Origin of the sequence: Streptomyces sp. NPDC001904 (assembly GCF_040297005.1) — a bacterium.
Classification (GTDB): domain Bacteria; phylum Actinomycetota; class Actinomycetes; order Streptomycetales; family Streptomycetaceae; genus Streptomyces.
In genome coordinates this window covers 1-19,721 of record NZ_JBEOYI010000009.1, presented here as the reverse complement: position 1 = coordinate 19,721, position 19,721 = coordinate 1, and the positions used below count along the sequence as shown (strand labels likewise).

Sequence of the window (19,721 nt, the reverse complement as noted above, 5' to 3'; positions counted from 1 at the left end):
CTCAGAACAGGCCGTGCCACATCTGCTCCACGATCACCGACCACCAAGTGCCGGAACTCTCGAAGCAGGTGGCGTCGAGGCCGAAGAGGCGGTCCTGGAGCTCGGCGACCGCCGCACCCGCCTCGTAGGGGTTCATACCCAGCATCAGGTCGCGGGTCGCGACGAGTGCGGCGAGGGAGTGTGCGAAGGCGGCGACCGAGCCGTTCACATAACGGCCGCTGCCCGTAGCGGGGTTGGCGGCCCACACGGAACCCGCCCCCTGCTGCACCGTGATCACGTACCGTCCGTCGGTGCCGATCCGGGTGTGCGCAGAGAGCACCTCGGCGGCGGTGGGCGACAACTCGGCGCCCGTCGCGCGCAGATGCGTGGCCGCGTCAGCGAACAGGCCGCCCGCCGGGGGGTTGTCGGGCCGGTCCGCGGTGAAGAAGAAACGGATGTCCGCCGGGACGCCGGTGCCGGTGAGCGTGGACCGCGCCGCGTCGGGCAGCGACGCCCCGGCGACCAGCGCGCTGTCGTAGCGCAGGACCCCGAGCCGCTCCGGCAGGTCCCCGGAGAGGCTCTCCGCATGGGGTGCCACAGCTGTCGCCCGGTCGGGCGCCGGCACCCGGTGCGGGTGCGGCGGCGGTGCCTGACCCGTGAGCCGCGCCATCGACTCCACCTGCGCGGTGAGCGCGGCGACCCCAGCCGCCCGCTCGGCCGCGTCCCGGCCGTAGCCGTGGCTGGACGAGAGGGACGCGGTCGGGAAACCGGCGGTGAGGGCTTCGAGGGTGTAGCCGCCGGGGAGCGAGGAAGGGCTGAGGTCGGTGTGGACCGCCAGCACGTTCCCCGCGGGGACGCCCAGGCGGTTCAGGTCCGTCCATCCCTGGTACTCGACGTGCGGCAGGCCGGGGGCGGAGACGCGGGTCAGGTACGTCTCCTCGCCGGTGCGCGGGTCGATGTACGTGAACACGGCCGTGTTCCCCGGGCCGGTCACGGCGCGGGCGTCCGGCGCCGGGCCCTGGTGCCGGGTCTGGTCCTGGTCGGGGGTGGTCACGCCTGGGTCTCCATCGGCTGAGGGCGGGGCAGGGGCGGAGGTGGTGTCACGGCCGGCGGGGCGTCCGGGACGGCAAGCTCCGGTCGGTCGCGCAGAGCCTGGGCGTACGCGGGCAGTCCGTCCTCGTCGAACGCGGCGGCGAGCACCCGCGCCCGCAGCGGAGGGTCGGCCAGGGTACGGGTGAGCAGCGGCGCAGCCCACAGATAGGTGCGGGCCGCATCCTGGAGCTGCCCGGCCGCCGCCTCGTCCGCGGCGACCTCCTCGACGGCCGCGCGCAGCACGACCGGGTCGGCGTACGCCATCAGCGACGGGTCGGTGAGCAGCCGCGGCAACTGGCCCGCCCCCAGCGCGTGCCCCACGATGGCGTCCCGCACATAGGGGTCCGCCAGCGACCAGTCCTGTCCGGGGACCCGGCCGAGCAGCTCCGTGGCGACGCCCAGGTGCGCGGCGGTCGCGTCCGGCAGCTCGGCGCGGATCGCCGCGCCGAGGGCGGGGTGGGCCAGGGCGATCAGGGCCCCGGACTCCGTCCCGGCACCGGTCTCCGCGTCGGCGGTCCGTATGAAGGGTCCGGCGAGCAGCATCCCCTCGGCGATCTCCGCCGTCATGTCCCGCCCGGCCAGCGCGGAGGCGAGCGGCACCCACAGGTGCAGGGGCAGCCCGTCGCCCTCGGCGAGGGCCAGCGGCGCCAGCATCGCCCGCAGCACGGCGGGGTCGGCGCCGAGCCGGTGCGCGTGCAGGTCGAGGACGTCGGTGAGCGTGGCGGGCGCGTGCGCCTGCGGCGACGGCGCGGGCTCGGGGGCCAACAGCCAGCCGGCGACGGCCAGCTGGACGATCAGACGGCTGCCGCCCGCACCACCGGCGGCGGCCCGCGCCGCAAGGGCTCCGGCCAGCTCCCGCCGCGCTCCGGCATCCACCGTGAACGGCTGCGCGGAGGCGCCGGACGCGGGGTCGAGGGCCGCCTCGGCCTGGAGCAGGAGCCCCGCCGGATCGGCGTACTCGGGCGCGTCCAGATCGATGACCCGGACCGTGCCGGGCGGCAGCGCCGAGCTGATCAGCGCCGCGGCCGCCCGGGGAACGTCGGCCAGCAGCCGTACGGAACCGAGCGCACCCAGCGCTACCAGCAGCTCGCGCGCCATGCGCTCCGGGCCGTGCCCCGCCCGCACCGGACCGGCCTGGTCCACATCGACCACGACGACGGCGCGCTCGCCGTCGCCCGCGTCCAGGGCCTCGTACACCTGCGTGTCGCGGGCCGCGCCGAGGCCGAAGTGGTCCGCGAGCAGCCACAGCACCTGTGCGGGCGTGCGGCCCGCGGCGCTGGGCACGGCGGGTGCCGGAAGCGGGGGCGGGACGATCGCCGGATCGAGGCGCGCGAGGTCGACGCGCTCCCGGTACCCGGGGTCGCAGAGCATCAGGAAGCCGGTCAGCAGCCGCGTGCGGCCGGACCCCGGAGAGCCGGTGACGAGCGTGACCCGGGGCGCGCCCGGCGCACCGGCCCGCCACGCGGCCAGGTCGCGCAGCGCGGCGGCCCGCCCGCCGATGAACGGATGCGGCTCATGGCCTCGCCCCGCGCCGCCGCCTCCCGCGTCCCCGCTCCCCGCGCCACCGCTCCGGCCGCCGCCGGACGGCGGCGTCGGGCTGCTCGGCTCGCTCATGTGCCCTGTCTCCCCCGGTTGTCGCCGTGTCACCCTCGCACCACACGTCCGCGTCCGCGCGTCCGTCGAGGGTGCGTCGATCACTGCCTGTCGAGTCTAGTGCCGGGCGCGGACAACCGGCCCGGATCAGGCCCGGACTAACCCCGCGCCACCTCGCGCCGGTACAGCTCGATGGCCGAGTCCGGCGGGAAGTTCGGCACGTACATCGTCGAGCCGTCCGCCTTCGAGATCACCAGATGGCTGCCGCCGTAGCTCGGCGGCTCGGTCGGCGGGAACGTCGCGTAGATCAGGAAGCCCAGGTCGAACTCCTGGACGTTGAGCGTGGCCGGGGTGCCGTCCGCGCACAGGGGCTGGAACGACGTCCGCGCGATCGCGAGCGCCTCGTCGGTGGTGCGGGGTGCGGTGGTCAACTTCCGTCTCCTTCAGGCTGGTTGTGCGGACGGCGCCGGAGACGAATGCCTCCGGCGCCGTACCGTACCCGGCGAACCCGGGGCATCGCGGGCGTCAGTTGTGCATCGGCAGCCAGGCGGTCTGCACCAGCTGCGCGCCGCCCTTGCGGGTGATGAACATGCCACGGCCCTGCGGCAGCCGCTGCGGCTTGAGCGGGCCGAAGATCTGGCCCTCCGCCGGGTCGCCGGACAGCACCAGACCGGTCGCGCCGAGCTCCTTCATGCGCTGCATGACCGGCTCGAAGGACTGCCGCGCCGCACCCGACGACGACCGCGCCACGATGATGCGCAGGCCGAGGTCACGGGCGAACGGCAGGTACTCCAGCAGGGACTGGAGCGGATTGCCCGAGCTGGTGGCCACCAGGTCGTAGTCGTCGACGATGATGAACGCGTCGGGCAGGTCGTACCACGACCGGTTGCGCAGCTGCTCCGGCGTGACGTCGGGACCCGGCATGCGCCGGCCCATGGAGCCCGCCAGGCTGGTGACGACCTCCTGGAGCTGCGGACCCGACGCGCAGTACTTGTACAGGTGCGACTCGGGCATCTCGCCCAGGTGCGCGCGCCGGTAGTCACCGACGACGAGCAGCGCCTTGTCGGTCGCGTACCGCTCCGAGATCTGCTTGGCGATCATGCGCAGGAACGCCGACTTGCCGGACTCGGACTCGCCGTAGACCACCATCAGCGGGTCGTTCTCGAAGTCGATGAACGCCGGCGACAGCGTCGTCTCGTCGACACCGATCGCGACACCCCGCTCGGGGAAGTCGCTGCCCTTGGGGACCTCGCTGATGTGCAGCTTCGTCGGCAGCATCCGCACCGGCGGGGCGGCCGGACCCTGCCAGTGCTCGGCGATCGCCGTCACCATCTGCTCGATGCCCTGGCCGAGCGTCGTCACGTCCGACGAGGCGTCGATGCGGGGGAGGCCGGCGAGCGAGCTGAGCTTGTCCGGGGTCAGACCGCGGCCGGGCATGCCCAGCGGCACGGCCTCCATCTTCTTGCGGTCGAACTCCGACTCCATCGGGTCACCGAGCTTCAGCTCCACGCGGTTCAGGAGCTGGTCGCGCAGCGCGGGCCGCACCTCGCTGTACCGGGCGGCACCGATGAACAGGTGGATGCCGAAGCCGAGACCGCGCGCGGCCAGATCCAGGATCACCGGGTCCAGCTGCTCGTAGTCGGTCTTGAAGGCGGCCCAGCCGTCGATGACCAGGAAGACGTCGCCCCACCGCTGGTCCGGGTACTGCCCCGCGGCGCGGCGCGCCCGGTAGGTACCCATCGAGTCGATGTTGTTCGCGCGGAAGAACTCCTCGCGCTCGTTGAGGATCCCGCGGACCTCGGCGACCGTACGGCGGATCTTCTCCGCGTCGAGCCGGGAGGCGGCGCCGCCGACGTGCGGCAGGCCCTCCATCGAGAGCATGCCGCCACCGCCGAAGTCCAGGCAGTAGAACTGCACCTCGGCCGCGGTGTGGGTGAGCGCGAACGCCGACATCACGGTACGGATCAGCGTCGACTTGCCGGACTGCGGCCCGCCGACCACGAGGGCGTGACCGGACGATCCGGAGAAGTCCAGGTACTGGATGTCGCGCCGCTGCTCGAACGGCTTGTCCACCAGTGCCATCGGCACGATCAGCTTGCTCTGCGCCGAGTACTCGGCGGCGTGCAGACCGCGCTCCGCCGTCGCCGACAGCGGCGGCAGCAGGGCGTCCATCGACGGGGACTCCTCCAGCGGAGGCAGCCACACCTGGTGCGGCGGCGGGCCCTGGCCGACGAGCCGGGCCACGATGACGTCGAGGACGGTGTCCGCGAGCGCGTCGTCCACCTGGTCCGGCACCTCTTCGGGCTCCGGCTCGTGGATGATCTGCTGCGCGACGGGCGCCGCGGTGAAGAGCACCGGCTGCCGGTGGGTGCGCGATCCGCCCGGACCCGTACCGCCGGGCCGGTAGACGCCACCGACGTACGCGGCCTTGAACTGGATCATCGTCTCGGTGTCGTACTTGAGGATGCCCGAACCCGGGACGTTCGGCAGGTGGTACGCGTCCGGGACACCGATCGCCGTACGTGACTCGGCGGCCGAGAAGGTGCGCAGACCGATGCGGTACGACAGGAACGTGTCCAGGCCGCGCAGCTTGCCCTCCTCCAGGCGCTGCGACGCGAGCAGCATGTGCACACCCATGGAACGGCCGATGCGGCCGATCTGGATGAACATCTCGATGAAGTCGGGCCGCGCGGTGAGGAGTTCGGAGAACTCGTCGAGCACCATCACCAGGGACGGCAGCGGGTCCAGCGGGGCGCCGGCCGCGCGCGCCTTCTCGTAGTCGGTGATGTTGGCGTAGTTGCCCGCCGAGCGGAGCAGCTCCTGGCGGCGCTGGAGCTCACCGGTGATCGAGTCGCGCATGCGGTCGATGAGGGTGAGGTCGTCGGCCAGGTTGGTGATGACGGCGGCGACGTGCGGCAGTTCGGACATGCCGGCGAAGGTCGCGCCGCCCTTGAAGTCGGCGAGGATGAAGTTCAGCGTCTCCGAGGAGTGCGTCACCGTCAGCGCGAGCACCAGGGTGCGCAGCACCTCGGACTTGCCGGAACCGGTCGCGCCGACACACAGGCCGTGCGGGCCCATGCCCTCCTGGGAGGCCTCCTTGATGTCGAGCATGACCGGCTGGCCGTCGCGGTCCACGCCCAGCGGCACGCGCAGCCGCTCGTGCAGGGTGCGCGGGCGCCAGGTGCGCGAGACGTCCACCGAACCGGCGTCGCCGATGCCCATCAGCTCGGTGAAGTCCAGGTTGGCGAGGAGCGGTTCGTCGCCGTCCGCCGAGCCGGCGCGCAGCGGCGCGAGCTGCCGCGCGAGGGCCTCGGCCTCGGTGGCCGACAGGGTGTCGCAGATGCCCGTGTACTGGGTGCCGCCCTGCGACTCGAGCAGCAGGCTGCCCGGGTGGACCTGCACGGACAGCGAGCCGCGCAGCTCCTCGACGATGCCGGGGACCACCTCGATGATGGTCACGCCCTGCAGGCCCTCGGCGCCCGCGATCAGCGACTCGTCCGGGATGTCGCCGCCGTCCATGACGACGACGAGGTGCGGGGCGTCGGCGACCGGCGGCCCGTTCGGGTTGAAGCGGCCGCGCCCCTCGAGGTCGTCGGCGAGCATGTCCTCGACCTCGCCGAGGTCGTGCACGATCATGCGTCGCGAACCGGCGCCGTCCACCGTGGAGTCCTGGACGTGCGGCAGCCACTTCGCCCACTCCCACTCGGCCATGGCGCCCGGCGAGGCCACCACCGCGAGCCGCAGGTCCTCGGGGGAGTGCAGGGTGCACAGCTGGGCGATGAGCGCGCGGGCCGCACCGTAGGTGGTGTCCGGGTCACCGGAGATGCTGACGTGGTAGAAGGACCGCAGCGACACGGCCAGCGGCAGCGCGTCGAGCGTGCCGTGCGTGTCGAGGAACGACTTCATCGCGTGCGCGGTGAGCGGCTCCAGCTCGTCGAGCGGCGCGGTCTCCGGCGCCATCAGCGGCGTGGACAGCTGCTGGGGGCCGAGCCCGAGCCGTACCTGGGTGAAGTCGCCGTCGCTCGCGCGGCGTTCCCACACCCGCCGCCCCTCGGCGACCAGGGCCCACAGCTGCTCCGGGTTCGGGTGCAGGAAGAACTGTCCGTCACGCTGCTTGCGCGCGGTGGTCCGCACCTCGCGCCGCACCTGGGCCAGGTACTTGAGGTAGTCCTGGCGCTCCTGGGCCATCTCGGCGCCACCGCCCTGACGCGCCTTGATCAGCTGGGCCAGCGCCATGGCGAGGGTGGAGACGATCATGACGCCACCCATGATCTTCATGATCGACTGCCCCGACGTGAAGAAGAACGCCGAGGACGTGCCCATGCCCAGCATGGGCAGCAGGCTCATCATCAGGTTCTGGTCTTCGGGCCGGGCCAGCTCGGGCGGCGGCTCCAACTGCACCTCGCCCGTCGGTACGTCGGGCGGCAATACCCGAGGCGGGCGCTTGACGATGACCACGCTCACCGAGGCACCAGTCCTTATTCATCGGCATTCGTCGGCAATTTCGGTTCCGTGCGCACAGATGTCGTGCGCATCGGTATATGTCGGACCGCCCCCGTTACCGGCGGTACCCCCAGACCGGAGAGCGAGAGCCCCGGCGTGCCGAATGATCCTACTGACTCCGGTCAACTGACGGGGCCCATGGGGTGAGATGAGACCCGGGCGGTACGCTGTCGCCCCGCGCGTACCGTCTTCCGAACGCCGCACGGGCGCCATATGAACGTCGTCTGCACCAAATAACCGCGACGCCACACCATTTCTCCACTTCTCTACAGCGACGCCACGCCACATTTCTTTACAAGGGGGAACCGCGAGGTGAGCACCACCGCTCTTGCCGGGGGCGGGACCGGCTTCTGCCGCGTCACCGTCGCCGCACCGGACGCACGTATCGACGTCGCCCTGCCCGAGGACACGGCCCTGGCCGACATCTATCCCGAGATCCTCCAGCTCTCCGGACAGACCCAGGCCGAGGGCGACCCCACCGGCTACCACCTGGTCCGCCGGGACGGCACCGTCCTCGACGCCGGCCGCTCGCTCGCCGACCAGCGGGTGCTCGACGGCGACGTGCTGCTGCTGCGCCCGTTCGGGGAGTCGCTGCCCTCCGCCGTGTTCGACGACGTCTCCGACGCCGTCGCCTCCGCGGTCCGCCGGGACCGGCGCCGCTGGCGCGACGAGCTGATGAGCGTCGTCGGCCTCGCCGCCGGTGTGCTGCTGCTGACGATGATGGCGTTCGCCCTGTGGTTCTCGAACCCGATGGACCGCGACATGCACGGTCTGCCCGGGATCATCGCCGGCGTCGTCGGCATCCTGCTCGTCGCCCTGTCCGTGGTCCGCGCCCGCGTCTACGACGACCGCGCCGCGTCCACCGCGCTGGGCCTCGCCGCCCTGCCGCACCTGCTCCTCGCCGGTTCGGGCCTCTTCCCCGCCGACGGCGGCGAGGGGCCCGGTCGGCTCCAGCTGCTGTCCGGCTGCGTCGTGGTGCTCGCCGCCTCCGCTCTCCTCGTGGTGCTGCTCCCGCACGGCGACGCCGTGTTCGTCGCCGCCGCCCTGTGCTCGGCCGTCGGCGCCCTCGCCACCTTCGGCGCCCTGGTCACCGAGGCCCAGCCGCGCGAGGTGGCCGCCGTCACCGCGGTCGTCGCGATCATCGCGGTGGCCTGGCTGCCCGGCCTGTCCGCCCGCTCCGCCCGGCTCCCCATCGGCTACCGCTCGCCCGACCAGATCGCCCAGGGCCGCGACTACGGCCGCGACGAGGAGGAGCACGTCGACTTCGGCCGCATCGGCGCCCAGGTCCGCCGCGGCCACGAACTGCTGCTCGGCCTCGTCATCGGCTGCGCCACCGTCGCCGTCGCCACGGCCGGCGTCGTGCTCGGCTTCTCCGACCAGGTCTGGTCCCAGCTGCTCGCCCTCGCCTGCGGCATCGCCGTGATGCTGCGCGCCCGCCTGTTCGACTACACCGCACAGGTCGCCTCCCTGATCGTGGGCGGCCTGCTGATCCTCGGCCTGCTGATCCTCGGCATGTCCCTGCACGTCCCGCAGTCCCTGCTGATCAGCCTGGTGCAGGGGGACAGCGGCCCGCTCAACGTCCACACCCTCTGGTTCACCGCCGCGATCGGCGGCGGCGCGGCGCTGCTCGTGGCCGTCGGCCTGACCGTGCCGCGCAAGGGCGTCTCCCCGTTCTGGGGCCGCCTGCTCGACCTCTTCGACGGCTTCGTCCTGCTGACCCTCGTCCCGCTGTGCCTGGCGGTGCTCGGGCTGTACACGCAGGTGCGCAGCATGGTCAGCTGACCCGCGCACCGACCCGTACCCCGGCGGCCGTGGTCAGGGCAGCAGTCGAGTGACTGCTATCCTGACTCACGGCCGTTTGTGTACGCGCCCCCGGCAGCAGGCTGGGGACAGCGCCCAGCGAGCCTCGCCTCCCGAGTTACGGAAGCCCCCCTGAGATGCAGACCAGGGGCGCTCGGTGGCGCTCAAGAATCTACGAGGAGTAAGCGTGGCACTCGACACCGCTACGAAGAAGCAGATCATCGACGAGTTCGGCCAGAAGGAGGGCGACACCGGCTCCCCCGAGGTCCAGGTCGCCATGCTCTCCCGCCGCATCTCGGACCTGACCGAGCACCTCAAGACCCACAAGCACGACCACCACTCCCGTCGTGGTCTGCTGATCCTGGTCGGCCAGCGTCGCCGCCTGCTGCAGTACCTGGCCAAGAAGGACATCCAGCGCTTCCGTGCCCTGGTCGAGCGCCTCGGCATCCGCCGCGGTGCGGCCGGCGCCCGCTAAGACGCTGTGAAGGGAGCGGTTCCCGAATAGGGGGCCGCTCCCTTTGCCGTACGTGCGCACAGCCACGCAGGCTTTGTAGTCTGGTGGCGTACCACCACGAAGATGAGGAGGGGAAGCGCACCTCGCCGCCGCCGGTCCTCGGTAGTGGCCCCCGGAGACGCAAGAGGATCCCCGGGTGCTTCGATCGAAGACCGGCCCGCACAAACGGCGCGCTTCTCCGCACCGTCCCCCTGCCACACGGGCAGAGAGGGACAAAAGACGTAACAGACGAAAGTAACGGAGAAAACGCTAGTGGAGAACGAGACCCACTACGCCGAGGCCGTCATTGACAACGGCTCCTTCGGCACCCGCACCATCCGCTTCGAGACGGGCCGCCTGGCCCGTCAGGCCGCCGGTTCCGCCGTCGCCTACCTCGACGACGACACCATGGTGCTCTCGGCCACCTCGGCCTCGAAGAACCCCAAGGACAACCTCGACTTCTTCCCCCTCACGGTGGACGTCGAGGAGCGGCAGTACGCCGCCGGCAAGATCCCCGGCAGCTTCTTCCGCCGCGAGGGCCGTCCCTCCGAGGACGCCATCCTCACCTGCCGCCTGATCGACCGCCCGCTGCGCCCGTCCTTCAAGAAGGGCCTGCGCAACGAGATCCAGGTCGTCGCCACGATCATGGCGCTCAACCCCGACCACCTGTACGACGTCGTGGCGATCAACGCCGCGTCCGCGTCGACGCAGCTGGCCGGTCTGCCCTTCTCCGGCCCGGTCGGCGGCGTCCGCGTCGCGCTGATCAACGGCCAGTGGGTCGCGTTCCCGACGCACACCGAGCTCGAGGACGCCGTCTTCGACATGGTCGTCGCCGGTCGCGTCCTGGAGGACGGCGACGTCGCGATCATGATGGTCGAGGCCGAGGCCACCGACAAGACCATCAAGCTGGTCGAGGGCGGCGCCGAGGCGCCCACCGAGGAGGTCGTCGCCGCCGGTCTCGACGCCGCGAAGCCCTTCATCAAGGTCCTCTGCAAGGCCCAGTCGGACCTCGCCGCGAAGGCCGCCAAGCCGACCGCCGAGTTCCCGATCTTCCTGGACTACCAGGACGACGTGCTCGAGGCCCTGACCGGCGCGGTCAAGACCGAGCTGTCCGCCGCCCTCACCATCCCGGGCAAGCAGGACCGCGAGGCCGAGCTGGACCGCGTCAAGGGTCTGGCCGCCGAGAAGCTCCTCCCGGAGTTCGAGGGCCGCGAGAAGGAGATCTCCGCCGCGTACCGCTCGCTGACCAAGTCGCTGGTCCGTGAGCGCGTCATCAAGGAGAAGAAGCGCATCGACGGTCGCGGTGTCACCGACATCCGCACCCTGGCCGCCGAGGTCGAGGCCATTCCGCGCGTGCACGGCTCCGCCCTGTTCGAGCGTGGCGAGACCCAGATCCTGGGCGTCACCACGCTGAACATGCTGCGCATGGAGCAGCAGCTGGACACCCTCTCCCCGGTGACCCGCAAGCGCTACATGCACAACTACAACTTCCCGCCGTACTCCGTCGGTGAGACGGGCCGCGTCGGCTCCCCGAAGCGCCGCGAGATCGGCCACGGCGCGCTCGCCGAGCGCGCGATCGTGCCGGTCCTGCCGACGCGCGAGGAGTTCCCCTACGCGATCCGTCAGGTCTCCGAGGCGCTGGGCTCCAACGGCTCGACGTCCATGGGCTCGGTCTGCGCCTCGACCATGTCGCTGCTGAACGCCGGTGTGCCGCTCAAGGCCCCCGTCGCCGGTATCGCCATGGGCCTGATCTCGCAGGAGATCAAGGGCGAGACGCACTACGTCGCCCTCACCGACATCCTCGGTGCCGAGGACGCGTTCGGTGACATGGACTTCAAGGTCGCCGGTACCAAGGACTTCGTCACGGCCCTCCAGCTGGACACGAAGCTCGACGGCATCCCGGCCTCCGTCCTGGCCGCCGCCCTCAAGCAGGCCCGCGACGCCCGCCTCCACATCCTCGACGTGATGATGGAAGCGATCGACGTCCCGGACGAGATGTCCCCGAACGCCCCGCGGATCATCACGGTCAAGATCCCCGTGGACAAGATCGGTGAGGTCATCGGCCCGAAGGGCAAGATGATCAACCAGATCCAGGAGGACACCGGCGCCGACATCACGATCGAGGACGACGGCACCATCTACATCGGTGCCGCCGACGGACCGGCCGCCGAGGCCGCCCGCGCCACGATCAACGGCATCGCCAACCCGACCATGCCGGAGGTCGGCGAGCGCTACCTGGGCACCGTCGTGAAGACGACGACCTTCGGTGCGTTCGTGTCCCTGCTCCCGGGCAAGGACGGTCTGCTGCACATCTCGCAGATCCGCAAGCTCGCCGGCGGCAAGCGCGTGGAGAACGTCGAGGACGTCCTCGGTGTGGGCCAGAAGGTCCAGGTCGAGATCGCCGAGATCGACTCCCGCGGCAAGCTCTCCCTGATCCCCGTGGTCGAGGGCGAGGACGACGCAGACAAGAAGGACGACGCCGACAAGTGACGTCCCGTAGCACCACGACGACGGCCCGCACCTCCTCGGAGGGGCGGGCCGTCGCCCGTACCCAAACCCTGATCAAGGGCGAGAACGGCATCGGAACCGTCCGCAGGACCACCCTCCCGGGCGGCCTGCGCATCGTCACCGAGACCCTGCCCTCCGTCCGCTCGGCGACCTTCGGCATCTGGGCCCACGTCGGTTCCCGCGACGAGACCCCGACGCTGAACGGCGCGACGCACTACCTGGAGCACCTCCTCTTCAAGGGCACGAAGAAGCGCAGCGCCCTGGACATCTCCGCCGCGATCGACGCGGTCGGCGGCGAGATGAACGCCTTCACGGCGAAGGAGTACACGTGCTACTACGCGCGTGTGCTCGACACCGACCTGCCGCTCGCCATCGACGTCGTCTGCGACATGCTGACCGGCTCCCTCATCGAGGAGGAGGACGTCGACGCGGAGCGCGGCGTGATCCTCGAAGAGATCGCCATGACCGAGGACGACGCGGGAGACGTCGTGCACGACCTGTTCGCGCACACCATGCTCGGCGACACACCGCTCGGCCGCCCGGTCCTCGGCACCCCCGACACGATCAACGCGCTGAGCCGCGGCCAGATCGCCCGCTTCTACCGCAGGCACTACGACCCGACCCACCTGGTCGTGGCTGCGGCGGGCAACGTCGACCACAACAAGGTCGTACGCCAGGTCCGCGCCGCTTTCGAGAAGGCGGGCGCGCTCACCGGCACGGCCGCGCCGATCGGCCCGCGCGCCGGGCACAAGACCCTGCGCACGGCCGGCCGGATGGAACTGCTCGGCCGCAAGACGGAGCAGGCCCACGTCATCCTCGGCATGCCGGGCCTGGCCCGCACCGACGACCGGCGCTGGGCCATGGGCGTCCTCAACACGGCGCTCGGCGGCGGCATGTCCTCGCGCCTCTTCCAGGAGGTCCGTGAGAAGCGGGGCCTGGCCTACAGCGTGTACTCGTACACCTCGTCGTTCGCCGACTGCGGTCTGTTCGGCGTGTACGCGGGCTGCCGTCCGAACCAGGTGCACGACGTCCTGAAGATCTGCCGCGACGAGCTGGACCAGGTCGCGCAAGCCGGCCTCACCGACGACGAGCTCACCCGCGCCGTCGGCCAGCTCAAGGGCTCCACGGTCCTCGGCCTGGAGGACACCGGCGCGCTGATGAACCGTATCGGCAAGAGCGAGCTGTGCTGGGGCGAGCACATGTCGGTCGACGACATGCTGGCCCGCATCTCGGAGGTGACCCCGGACGAGGTCCGCGAGGTGGCCCGCGAGATCCTGGGACAACGGCCGTCCCTGTCGGTGATAGGCCCGCTCAAGGACAAGCAGGCGGCACGCCTCCACGACGCCGTCGCGTAAGCCCCACCTCTCGTACCCGTAGCGAAGGAACTGGAAGATCATGAGCAAGCTGCGCGTGGCGGTCCTCGGAGCCAAGGGCCGCATCGGCTCCGAGGCGGTGCGTGCCGTCGAGGCGGCCGAGGACATGGAGCTGGTCGCGGCCCTCGGCCGCGGCGACGGGCTGGACACGCTCGTCGAGTCCGGCGCCCAGGTCGTGGTCGAGCTGACCACGCCCGACTCGGTGATGGCGAATCTGGAGTTCGCGGTCGGCCACGGCATGCACGCCGTCGTCGGCACGACGGGCTGGACCGAGGACCGCCTCACGCAGCTGAACTCCTGGCTCGCCGCCTCCCCGGGGACCGGCGTCCTGATCGCCCCGAACTTCTCCATCGGCGCGGTCCTGACGATGAAGTTCGCCGAGGTGGCGGCCCCGTACTTCGAGTCGGTCGAGGTCATCGAGCTGCACCACCCGAAGAAGGTCGACGCGCCCTCGGGCACCGCCTCCCGCACGGCCCAGCTGATCGCCGCCGCCCGTGCGAAGGCGGGCAGCGCGCCCGCGCCCGACGCGACGCGGACGGCGCTCGACGGCGCCCGCGGTGCGGACGTCGACGGCGTCCCCGTCCACTCGGTCCGCCTGCGCGGCCTCCTGGCCCACCAGGAGGTCCTCCTGGGCGCCGAGGGCGAGACCCTCACGGTCCGCCACGACTCGCTGCACCACAGCAGCTTCATGCCGGGCATCCTCCTGGGCGCCCGCAAGGTCGTCACCACCCCCGGCCTCACCTTCGGCCTGGAACACTTCCTCGACCTGAACGGCTGACCTGCGGCAATGCGCGCGAAAATCACGTACGTCATCACGGCGGCGGTCCTGGTCGTCTACTTCGTACTGGCCGGTGACCGCGGCATCATGCTGATCCAGCAGGGCACCGCCCTGACGATCACTTTCGGTGTCGCGGTGCTGATCCTGCCGGTGATCGGCGTCTGGTTCCTGTGGGCGAACACCCAGTTCGTCCGCAAGGCCAACCGGCTCGCCGAACTCCTGGAGGCGGAGGGCGGCCTGCCCGTCGACGAACTCCGCCGGGACGGCTACGGCCGCATCGACCGCGACTCGGCCGACGAGGTCTTCGCCCGGCGCAAGGCCGAGACGGAGGACACGCCGGGGGACTGGCGCTGCTGGTTCCGCCTCGCGGTCGCCTACCGCGACGCCCGCGACACCCCTCGCGCCCGCAAAGCGATGCAGCGCGCGATCGCCCTCCAGGAGGGCCGCACGCTCAGCGCCTGAGGCACGACGAAGACACGAAGGGGCCCGCCGAGATCATCACGATCTCGACGGGCCCCTTCGTCGTACGTACGTGCGCCGTACGACCGTCAGCGCTGCGGCCGGTACTCCTCGGTCCACACCTCGATGCTGTCGGCGGCCCGGTCGAACGCCGTGGACCGCCCCAGGAAATCGGCGCCGTGACTGGTCAGCAGCATCGTCTGCTCACCCTGCCGATCGCGGCGTACGAGCACCAGGGCCTGTCCCTGGACCGTGCGGGGCAGACCGAGCCAGCGCACCGGCTGCTGCACCGTGCGGGCGGTCACGACCTGCTCCCACGGCGCCGTGCGCGTCTGGAAGAACCCGACGTGGCGCAGACCGCGCGCGCTCACCCAGGTGCCCATCCGCAGCAGGCGCAGCGCGGCAGCGATGATCAGCACCGCCAGCACCCCGCACACGGTCGCGGCGGTGACATCACCGGCCACGGCGATGATCACGGCTGCGAAGAGCACGTACGAGGCGAGCAGCAGAAGAAGCGCCGCCGCGCCGACCCGGTACGGACCCGGGCGGTACGGGCGGCGCCACTGGTCCCGGTCGTCGAAGGGCAGCGCGACGTCCGCGGCCTCGTCGAAAGCACGGTCGGCCGTCAGGAAGGGCAGGGGCACGACGGGTCCTCACTCGATCCACGCTGGTCTGGGGCTGTGCCCGGTGAGGTTATCCAGGCCGGGCGGACCCTTCCACTTCAGGGGGTCCGGACGAGTCATCGGCGACCCGGCGCCCGGCTCACTTCCCGTCGGAGGCCTCGGACTGCTGGACGTGCTGTGTGGACTGGCCGGCGGACAGGGCCGGCATCCCGAACAACAGGGATCCGGTCAGACCGGCGACGACGGTCAGCCCGACCAGCCATCGGCCGGCGATCTGACCGACGGAGGGACGCTCGCGCGCGGGCGGCGTGACGTTACTGCGGAACTTGTCGGCTTCGGCGATGAAGGCGAAAGGAACGGGTTCGCGCCGACGGAACATGGGTGCTGCTTCTCCTCAAGAGGTTCGAACTAAGTGTGTTCATCTACACAGACGCACGAACGACCCAATGGGTGCCGTGTTTCGCCAAATTCCCTGAAGTTTTTTCCTGTTCGGTGCGGAACGTGGCGAGACCGGGCGAATGCCGCGTTGTCAGTGGCGGCCCGTAGAGTGGGCGCCGCCCGACCGTAGTGATGGGAAGGACCCCCCGAGCCGTGACCGAAACCCCTGCTGAAGACCTCAAGCCGACGTTCCGTGGCGATGTCACCGTGGAGCTGGTGAAGCACACCGCCAGCGACTCGGACGTGCTGTTCGCGGCCCGCGTCTCCACCGTAGGCGAGCAGTCTCTGGATGAACTGTCCAAGGACCCTGCCCGCTCCAAGGGGCTCATTAACTACCTGATGCGCGACCGGCACGGCAGCCCGTTCGAGCACAACTCGATGACGTTCCTCATCAGCGCGCCGATCTTCGTCTTCCGCGAGTTCATGCGGCACCGCGTGGGCTGGTCGTACAACGAGGAATCGGGCCGGTACAGGGAGCTGCAGCCGGTCTTCTACGTCCCGGACGCCGACCGCAAGCTGGTCCAGGAGGGCCGCCCGGGCAAGTACGAGTTCGTCGAGGGCACCCGGGCGCAGCAGGAGCTGACCGCCCGCTGCATGGAGGACTCCTACCGCCAGGCGTACGAGGCGTACCAGGAGATGCTGGCGGCGGGTGTGGCCCGTGAGGTGGCCCGCGCGGTGCTCCCGGTCGGCCTGTTCTCGTCCATGTACGCCACGTGCAACGCACGCTCGCTGATGCATTTCCTCGGCCTGCGCACCCAGCACGAGCTGGCCAAGGTCCCGTCCTTCCCGCAGCGGGAGATCGAGATGGTCGGCGAGAAGATGGAGGCGGAGTGGGCGGAGCTCATGCCGCTCACCTACGCGGCGTTCAATGCCAACGGCCGGGTGGCGCCGTAGCCCTGTGCGGGTCTCCGGCCTCGCGGCCGGAGCACACATGTACGGATGAGTCGACCGAAGTGTCCGTATTGCGGCATTTCGTAAAGTTCATCTAGCCTGATCAAACGGACCCGGCACTGCCTGAACCCCCGAGCAGGCAGTGCCGGGCTCCTCCTTTGTTGTGACTTGTCGCATCCCCCGAGGGGGGACCCGGTGCTGAGCAGCGAGTAGCGTGTTACCCATGGCTCCGACCTCGACTCCGCAGACCCCCTTCGGGAGGGTCCTCACCGCCATGGTCACGCCCTTCACGGCGGACGGCGCACTCGACCTCGACGGCGCGCAGCGGCTCGCCGCCCATCTGGTGGACGCAGGCAACGACGGCCTGATCGTCAACGGCACCACCGGCGAGTCCCCGACCACCAGCGACGCGGAGAAATCGAATCTCGTCCGAGCCATCGTCGAAGCGGTCGGCGACCGCGCCCACGTCGTCGCCGGAGTCGGCACGAACGACACCCGCCACAGCATCGAGCTCGCCCGCCAGGCCCAGCAGGCCGGCGCGCACGGCCTCCTCACGGTCACGCCGTACTACAACAAGCCCCCGCAGGAGGGCCTGCTCCGCCACTTCACGGCGATCGCGGACGCGACCGAGCTGCCCGTGATGCTGTACGACATCCCGGGCCGCAGCGGTGTGCCGATCAACACGGAGACGATCGTCCGTCTGGCCGAGCACCCGCGCATCGTCGCGAACAAGGACGCCAAGGGCGACCTCGGCCGCGCCTCGTGGACCATCGCCCGCTCGGGCCTGCCCTGGTACTCCGGCGACGACATGCTCAACCTCCCGCTGCTGTCGGTGGGAGCCGTCGGCTTCGTCTCCGTCGTAGGCCATGTGGTGGCCCCGGAACTGCGGGCCATGCTCGACGCCTACGTATCGGGCGACGTGCACAAGGCGACGGAGATCCACCAGAAGCTGCTCCCGGTCTTCACCGGCATGTTCCGCACGCAGGGCGTCATCACGACCAAGGCCGCGCTGGCCCTCCAGGGACTGCCCGCCGGACCCCTGCGGCTGCCCCTCGTCGAACTCACCCCTGATGAAACGGCGCAGCTCAAGATCGATCTTGCTGCCGGTGGGGTACAGCTTTAATCACAGACTTGGCAAAGCTCCACAACTGAATCAACAGAACAAGCACGACAAACAGCTACATATCAGGCACCACCACAACAGCTACTGCACGAACGTCACGCGCGCCACGTGCCCCTAGGCACGTGGCGCGCGTGGTGAGGAGAGTCTTTTGAGTCATCCGCATCCTGAACTCGGCGCCCCGCCGAAGCTCCCGAAGGGCGGCCTGCGTGTCACCCCGCTCGGCGGCCTCGGTGAGATCGGGCGCAACATGACCGTCTTCGAATTCGACGGCCGTCTGCTGATCGTCGACTGCGGAGTGCTCTTCCCCGAGGAGGAGCAGCCCGGAATCGACCTGATCCTGCCGGACTTCTCGTCCATCAGGGACCGCCTCGACGACATCGAGGGCATCGTCCTCACGCATGGTCACGAGGACCACATCGGTGGTGTCCCGTACCTCCTGCGCGAGAAGCCGGACATCCCGCTGATCGGCTCGAAGCTGACCCTCGCGCTGATCGAGGCGAAGCTCCAGGAGCACCGCATCCGCCCGTACACGCTCGAAGTCGCCGAGGGCGACCGCGAGCGCCTGGGCCCCTTCGACTGCGAGTTCGTCGCGGTCAACCACTCCATCCCGGACGCGCTGGCGGTCGCCATCCGCACCCCGGCCGGCATGGTGGTCCACACCGGCGACTTCAAGATGGACCAGCTCCCGCTGGACCGCCGCCTCACGGACCTGCCGACGTTCGCGCGACTCGGCGAAGAGGGCATGGACCTTCTTCTCTCCGACTCGACGAACGCCGAGGTACCGGGCTTCGTCCCGCCCGAGCGCGACATCTCGAACGTGATCCGCGGCGTCTTCGCCGGCGCCCAGAAGCGGATCATCGTCGCCTCGTTCGCCAGCCACGTGCACCGCATCCAGCAGATCCTGGACGCGGCCCACGAGTACGGCCGCAGGGTCGCCTTCGTCGGCCGCTCGATGGTCCGCAACATGGGCATCGCGCGTGACCTCGGCTATCTGAAGGTCCCCGCCGGTCTGGTCGTCGACGTCAAGACGCTCGACGACCTCCCGGACAGCGAGGTCGTCCTGGTCTGCACGGGCTCCCAGGGCGAGCCGATGGCCGCCCTCTCCCGGATGGCCAACCGCGACCACCAGATCCGCATCGTCTCCGGCGACACGGTGATCCTGGCGTCGTCACTGATCCCCGGCAACGAGAACGCGGTCTACCGCGTGATCAACGGCCTGACCCGCTGGGGCGCGAACGTCGTCCACAAGGGCAACGCCAAGGTCCACGTCTCGGGCCACGCCTCGGCGGGCGAGCTCCTGTACTTCTACAACATCTGCAAGCCCAAGAACCTGATGCCGGTCCACGGCGAATGGCGCCACCTGCGCGCCAACGCCGAACTGGGCGCCCTCACGGGTGTCCCGCACGACCGCATCGTGATCGCCGAGGACGGCGTCGTCGTCGACCTGGTCGACGGCAAGGCCAAGATCGTGGGCAAGGTCCAGGCGGGCTACGTCTACGTGGACGGCCTGTCCGTCGGCGACGTGGGCGAGCCGGCCCTGAAGGACCGCAAGATCCTCGGGGACGAGGGCATCATCTCGGTCTTCGTGGTGGTGGACTCCAGCACCGGCAAGATCACCAGCGGCCCGAACATCCAGGCCCGCGGCTCCGGCATCGAGGACTCGGCGTTCAACGCCGTCGTTCCGAAGATCCAGGACGTCCTGGAGAAGTCGGCCCAGGACGGCGTCGTCGAGCCCCACCAGCTGCAGCAGCTCATCCGCCGCACGCTGGGCAAGTGGGTCTCGGACACCTACCGCAGGCGCCCGATGATCCTCCCGGTCGTCGTCGAGGTCTGAGGCACGTAAGGAGCGGGGCCCCTCGATTTGCATCGAGGCGCCCCGCTCCAGTACGTTTACGGCTCCGCCTGAGGGGAACCCGACGCGATTACGCGATCGGATCCAGTCCCCAAGGGGCCGGAAATTCCGACTCAGAATCTCTGATAAAGTCGGATCAGCCGAAAGGCAAAGGCCCTCCAACGGCCACCGGAAACAAAATTCGGACCGGAAACGGAACGGAAAAAGGATCTGGTA

At 70.3% G+C, this 19,721-nt stretch carries 15 protein-coding genes; 9 read left to right on the top strand and 6 right to left on the bottom strand.

From position 1 onward, the window contains the following. Position 1 precedes the first annotated feature (1 nt). The 4 genes from ABT127_RS16780 to eccCa form a co-directional block, all read right to left on the bottom strand. Positions 2-1,033 (bottom strand): SUKH-4 family immunity protein, encoded by a 1,032-nt coding sequence (locus ABT127_RS16780; RefSeq protein ID WP_351449959.1) that lies wholly within the window; start codon positions 1,031-1,033, stop codon positions 2-4. After that, positions 1,030-2,685 (bottom strand): ATP-binding protein, encoded by a 1,656-nt coding sequence (locus ABT127_RS16775; protein ID WP_351449957.1) that lies wholly within the window; start codon positions 2,683-2,685, stop codon positions 1,030-1,032. The genes ABT127_RS16780 and ABT127_RS16775 overlap by 4 nt, the downstream gene beginning before the upstream one ends. Before the next feature lie 137 nt (positions 2,686-2,822). Next, on the bottom strand, positions 2,823-3,095 hold the full coding sequence (locus ABT127_RS16770; protein ID WP_351449954.1) for an SUKH-4 family immunity protein: 273 nt from the start codon (positions 3,093-3,095) through the stop codon (positions 2,823-2,825). A 94-nt stretch (positions 3,096-3,189) separates the two neighbouring features. After that, positions 3,190-7,128, bottom strand: a complete 3,939-nt coding sequence (eccCa, locus tag ABT127_RS16765) for a type VII secretion protein EccCa (RefSeq protein WP_351449951.1) — start codon at positions 7,126-7,128, stop codon at positions 3,190-3,192. 351 nt (positions 7,129-7,479) lie between these two features. Between eccCa and eccD the strand changes: the two genes are divergently transcribed. The 6 genes from eccD to ABT127_RS16735 all read left to right on the top strand — a co-directional run bounded on the left by eccD (position 7,480) and on the right by ABT127_RS16735 (position 14,581). After that, complete coding sequence (gene eccD, locus ABT127_RS16760) at positions 7,480-8,949, top strand: type VII secretion integral membrane protein EccD (protein ID WP_351449948.1); 1,470 nt, start codon at positions 7,480-7,482, stop codon at positions 8,947-8,949. A 205-nt stretch (positions 8,950-9,154) separates the two neighbouring features. After that, positions 9,155-9,442 carry a 30S ribosomal protein S15 gene (rpsO, locus tag ABT127_RS16755; RefSeq protein ID WP_351449945.1) on the top strand — a complete coding sequence of 96 codons (288 nt, stop codon included), beginning with the start codon at positions 9,155-9,157 and terminating at the stop codon, positions 9,440-9,442. 291 nt (positions 9,443-9,733) lie between these two features. After that, entirely contained in the window at positions 9,734-11,950 is a 2,217-nt protein-coding gene (locus ABT127_RS16750) for a polyribonucleotide nucleotidyltransferase (protein ID WP_351449943.1), read from the top strand. After that, entirely contained in the window at positions 11,947-13,323 is a 1,377-nt protein-coding gene (locus tag ABT127_RS16745) for a M16 family metallopeptidase (RefSeq protein ID WP_351449941.1), read from the top strand. The genes ABT127_RS16750 and ABT127_RS16745 overlap by 4 nt, the downstream gene beginning before the upstream one ends. A gap of 40 nt (positions 13,324-13,363) precedes the next feature. Next, the gene (gene dapB, locus ABT127_RS16740; RefSeq protein ID WP_351449938.1) at positions 13,364-14,119 is read left to right on the top strand and encodes a 4-hydroxy-tetrahydrodipicolinate reductase; all 756 of its coding nucleotides are present in this window, start codon (positions 13,364-13,366) and stop codon (positions 14,117-14,119) included. A 9-nt stretch (positions 14,120-14,128) separates the two neighbouring features. Then, positions 14,129-14,581, top strand: a complete 453-nt coding sequence (locus ABT127_RS16735; RefSeq protein WP_351449936.1) for a hypothetical protein — start codon at positions 14,129-14,131, stop codon at positions 14,579-14,581. 86 nt (positions 14,582-14,667) lie between these two features. Here the strand turns inward: ABT127_RS16735 and ABT127_RS16730 are convergent, their stop codons facing one another. Together ABT127_RS16730 and ABT127_RS16725 are read right to left on the bottom strand one after the other, a co-directional pair. Beyond that, the gene (locus ABT127_RS16730) at positions 14,668-15,222 is read right to left on the bottom strand and encodes an SCO5741 family PH domain-containing membrane protein (protein WP_351449933.1); all 555 of its coding nucleotides are present in this window, start codon (positions 15,220-15,222) and stop codon (positions 14,668-14,670) included. 118 nt (positions 15,223-15,340) lie between these two features. Beyond that, positions 15,341-15,580 (bottom strand): hypothetical protein, encoded by a 240-nt coding sequence (locus ABT127_RS16725; RefSeq protein WP_351449930.1) that lies wholly within the window; start codon positions 15,578-15,580, stop codon positions 15,341-15,343. 212 nt (positions 15,581-15,792) lie between these two features. On the opposite strand from ABT127_RS16725, the gene thyX reads away from it, so the two are divergent. The 3 genes from thyX to ABT127_RS16710 all read left to right on the top strand — a co-directional run bounded on the left by thyX (position 15,793) and on the right by ABT127_RS16710 (position 19,487). Beyond that, positions 15,793-16,533, top strand: coding sequence for an FAD-dependent thymidylate synthase (gene thyX, locus ABT127_RS16720; protein WP_351449928.1), 741 nt, complete (start codon positions 15,793-15,795; stop codon positions 16,531-16,533). A gap of 220 nt (positions 16,534-16,753) precedes the next feature. Next, entirely contained in the window at positions 16,754-17,653 is a 900-nt protein-coding gene (dapA, locus tag ABT127_RS16715) for a 4-hydroxy-tetrahydrodipicolinate synthase (RefSeq protein WP_351449926.1), read from the top strand. Positions 17,654-17,801: 148 nt separating this feature from the next. Then, positions 17,802-19,487, top strand: coding sequence for a ribonuclease J (locus ABT127_RS16710; RefSeq protein WP_351449923.1), 1,686 nt, complete (start codon positions 17,802-17,804; stop codon positions 19,485-19,487). Positions 19,488-19,721 lie beyond the last annotated feature (234 nt).

Bases quoted from the DNA above. Each gene is read 5' to 3' on its own strand.
- ABT127_RS16775 (WP_351449957.1), bottom strand. From the start codon at position 2,685: ATGAGCGAGCCGAGCAGCCCGACGCCGCCGTCCGGCGGCGGCCGGAGC.
- ABT127_RS16725 (WP_351449930.1), bottom strand. From the start codon at position 15,580: ATGTTCCGTCGGCGCGAACCCGTTCCTTTCGCCTTCATCGCCGAAGCC.
- dapB (WP_351449938.1), top strand. From the start codon at position 13,364: ATGAGCAAGCTGCGCGTGGCGGTCCTCGGAGCCAAGGGCCGCATCGGC.
- ABT127_RS16735 (WP_351449936.1), top strand. From the start codon at position 14,129: ATGCGCGCGAAAATCACGTACGTCATCACGGCGGCGGTCCTGGTCGTC.
- dapA (WP_351449926.1), top strand. From the start codon at position 16,754: ATGGCTCCGACCTCGACTCCGCAGACCCCCTTCGGGAGGGTCCTCACC.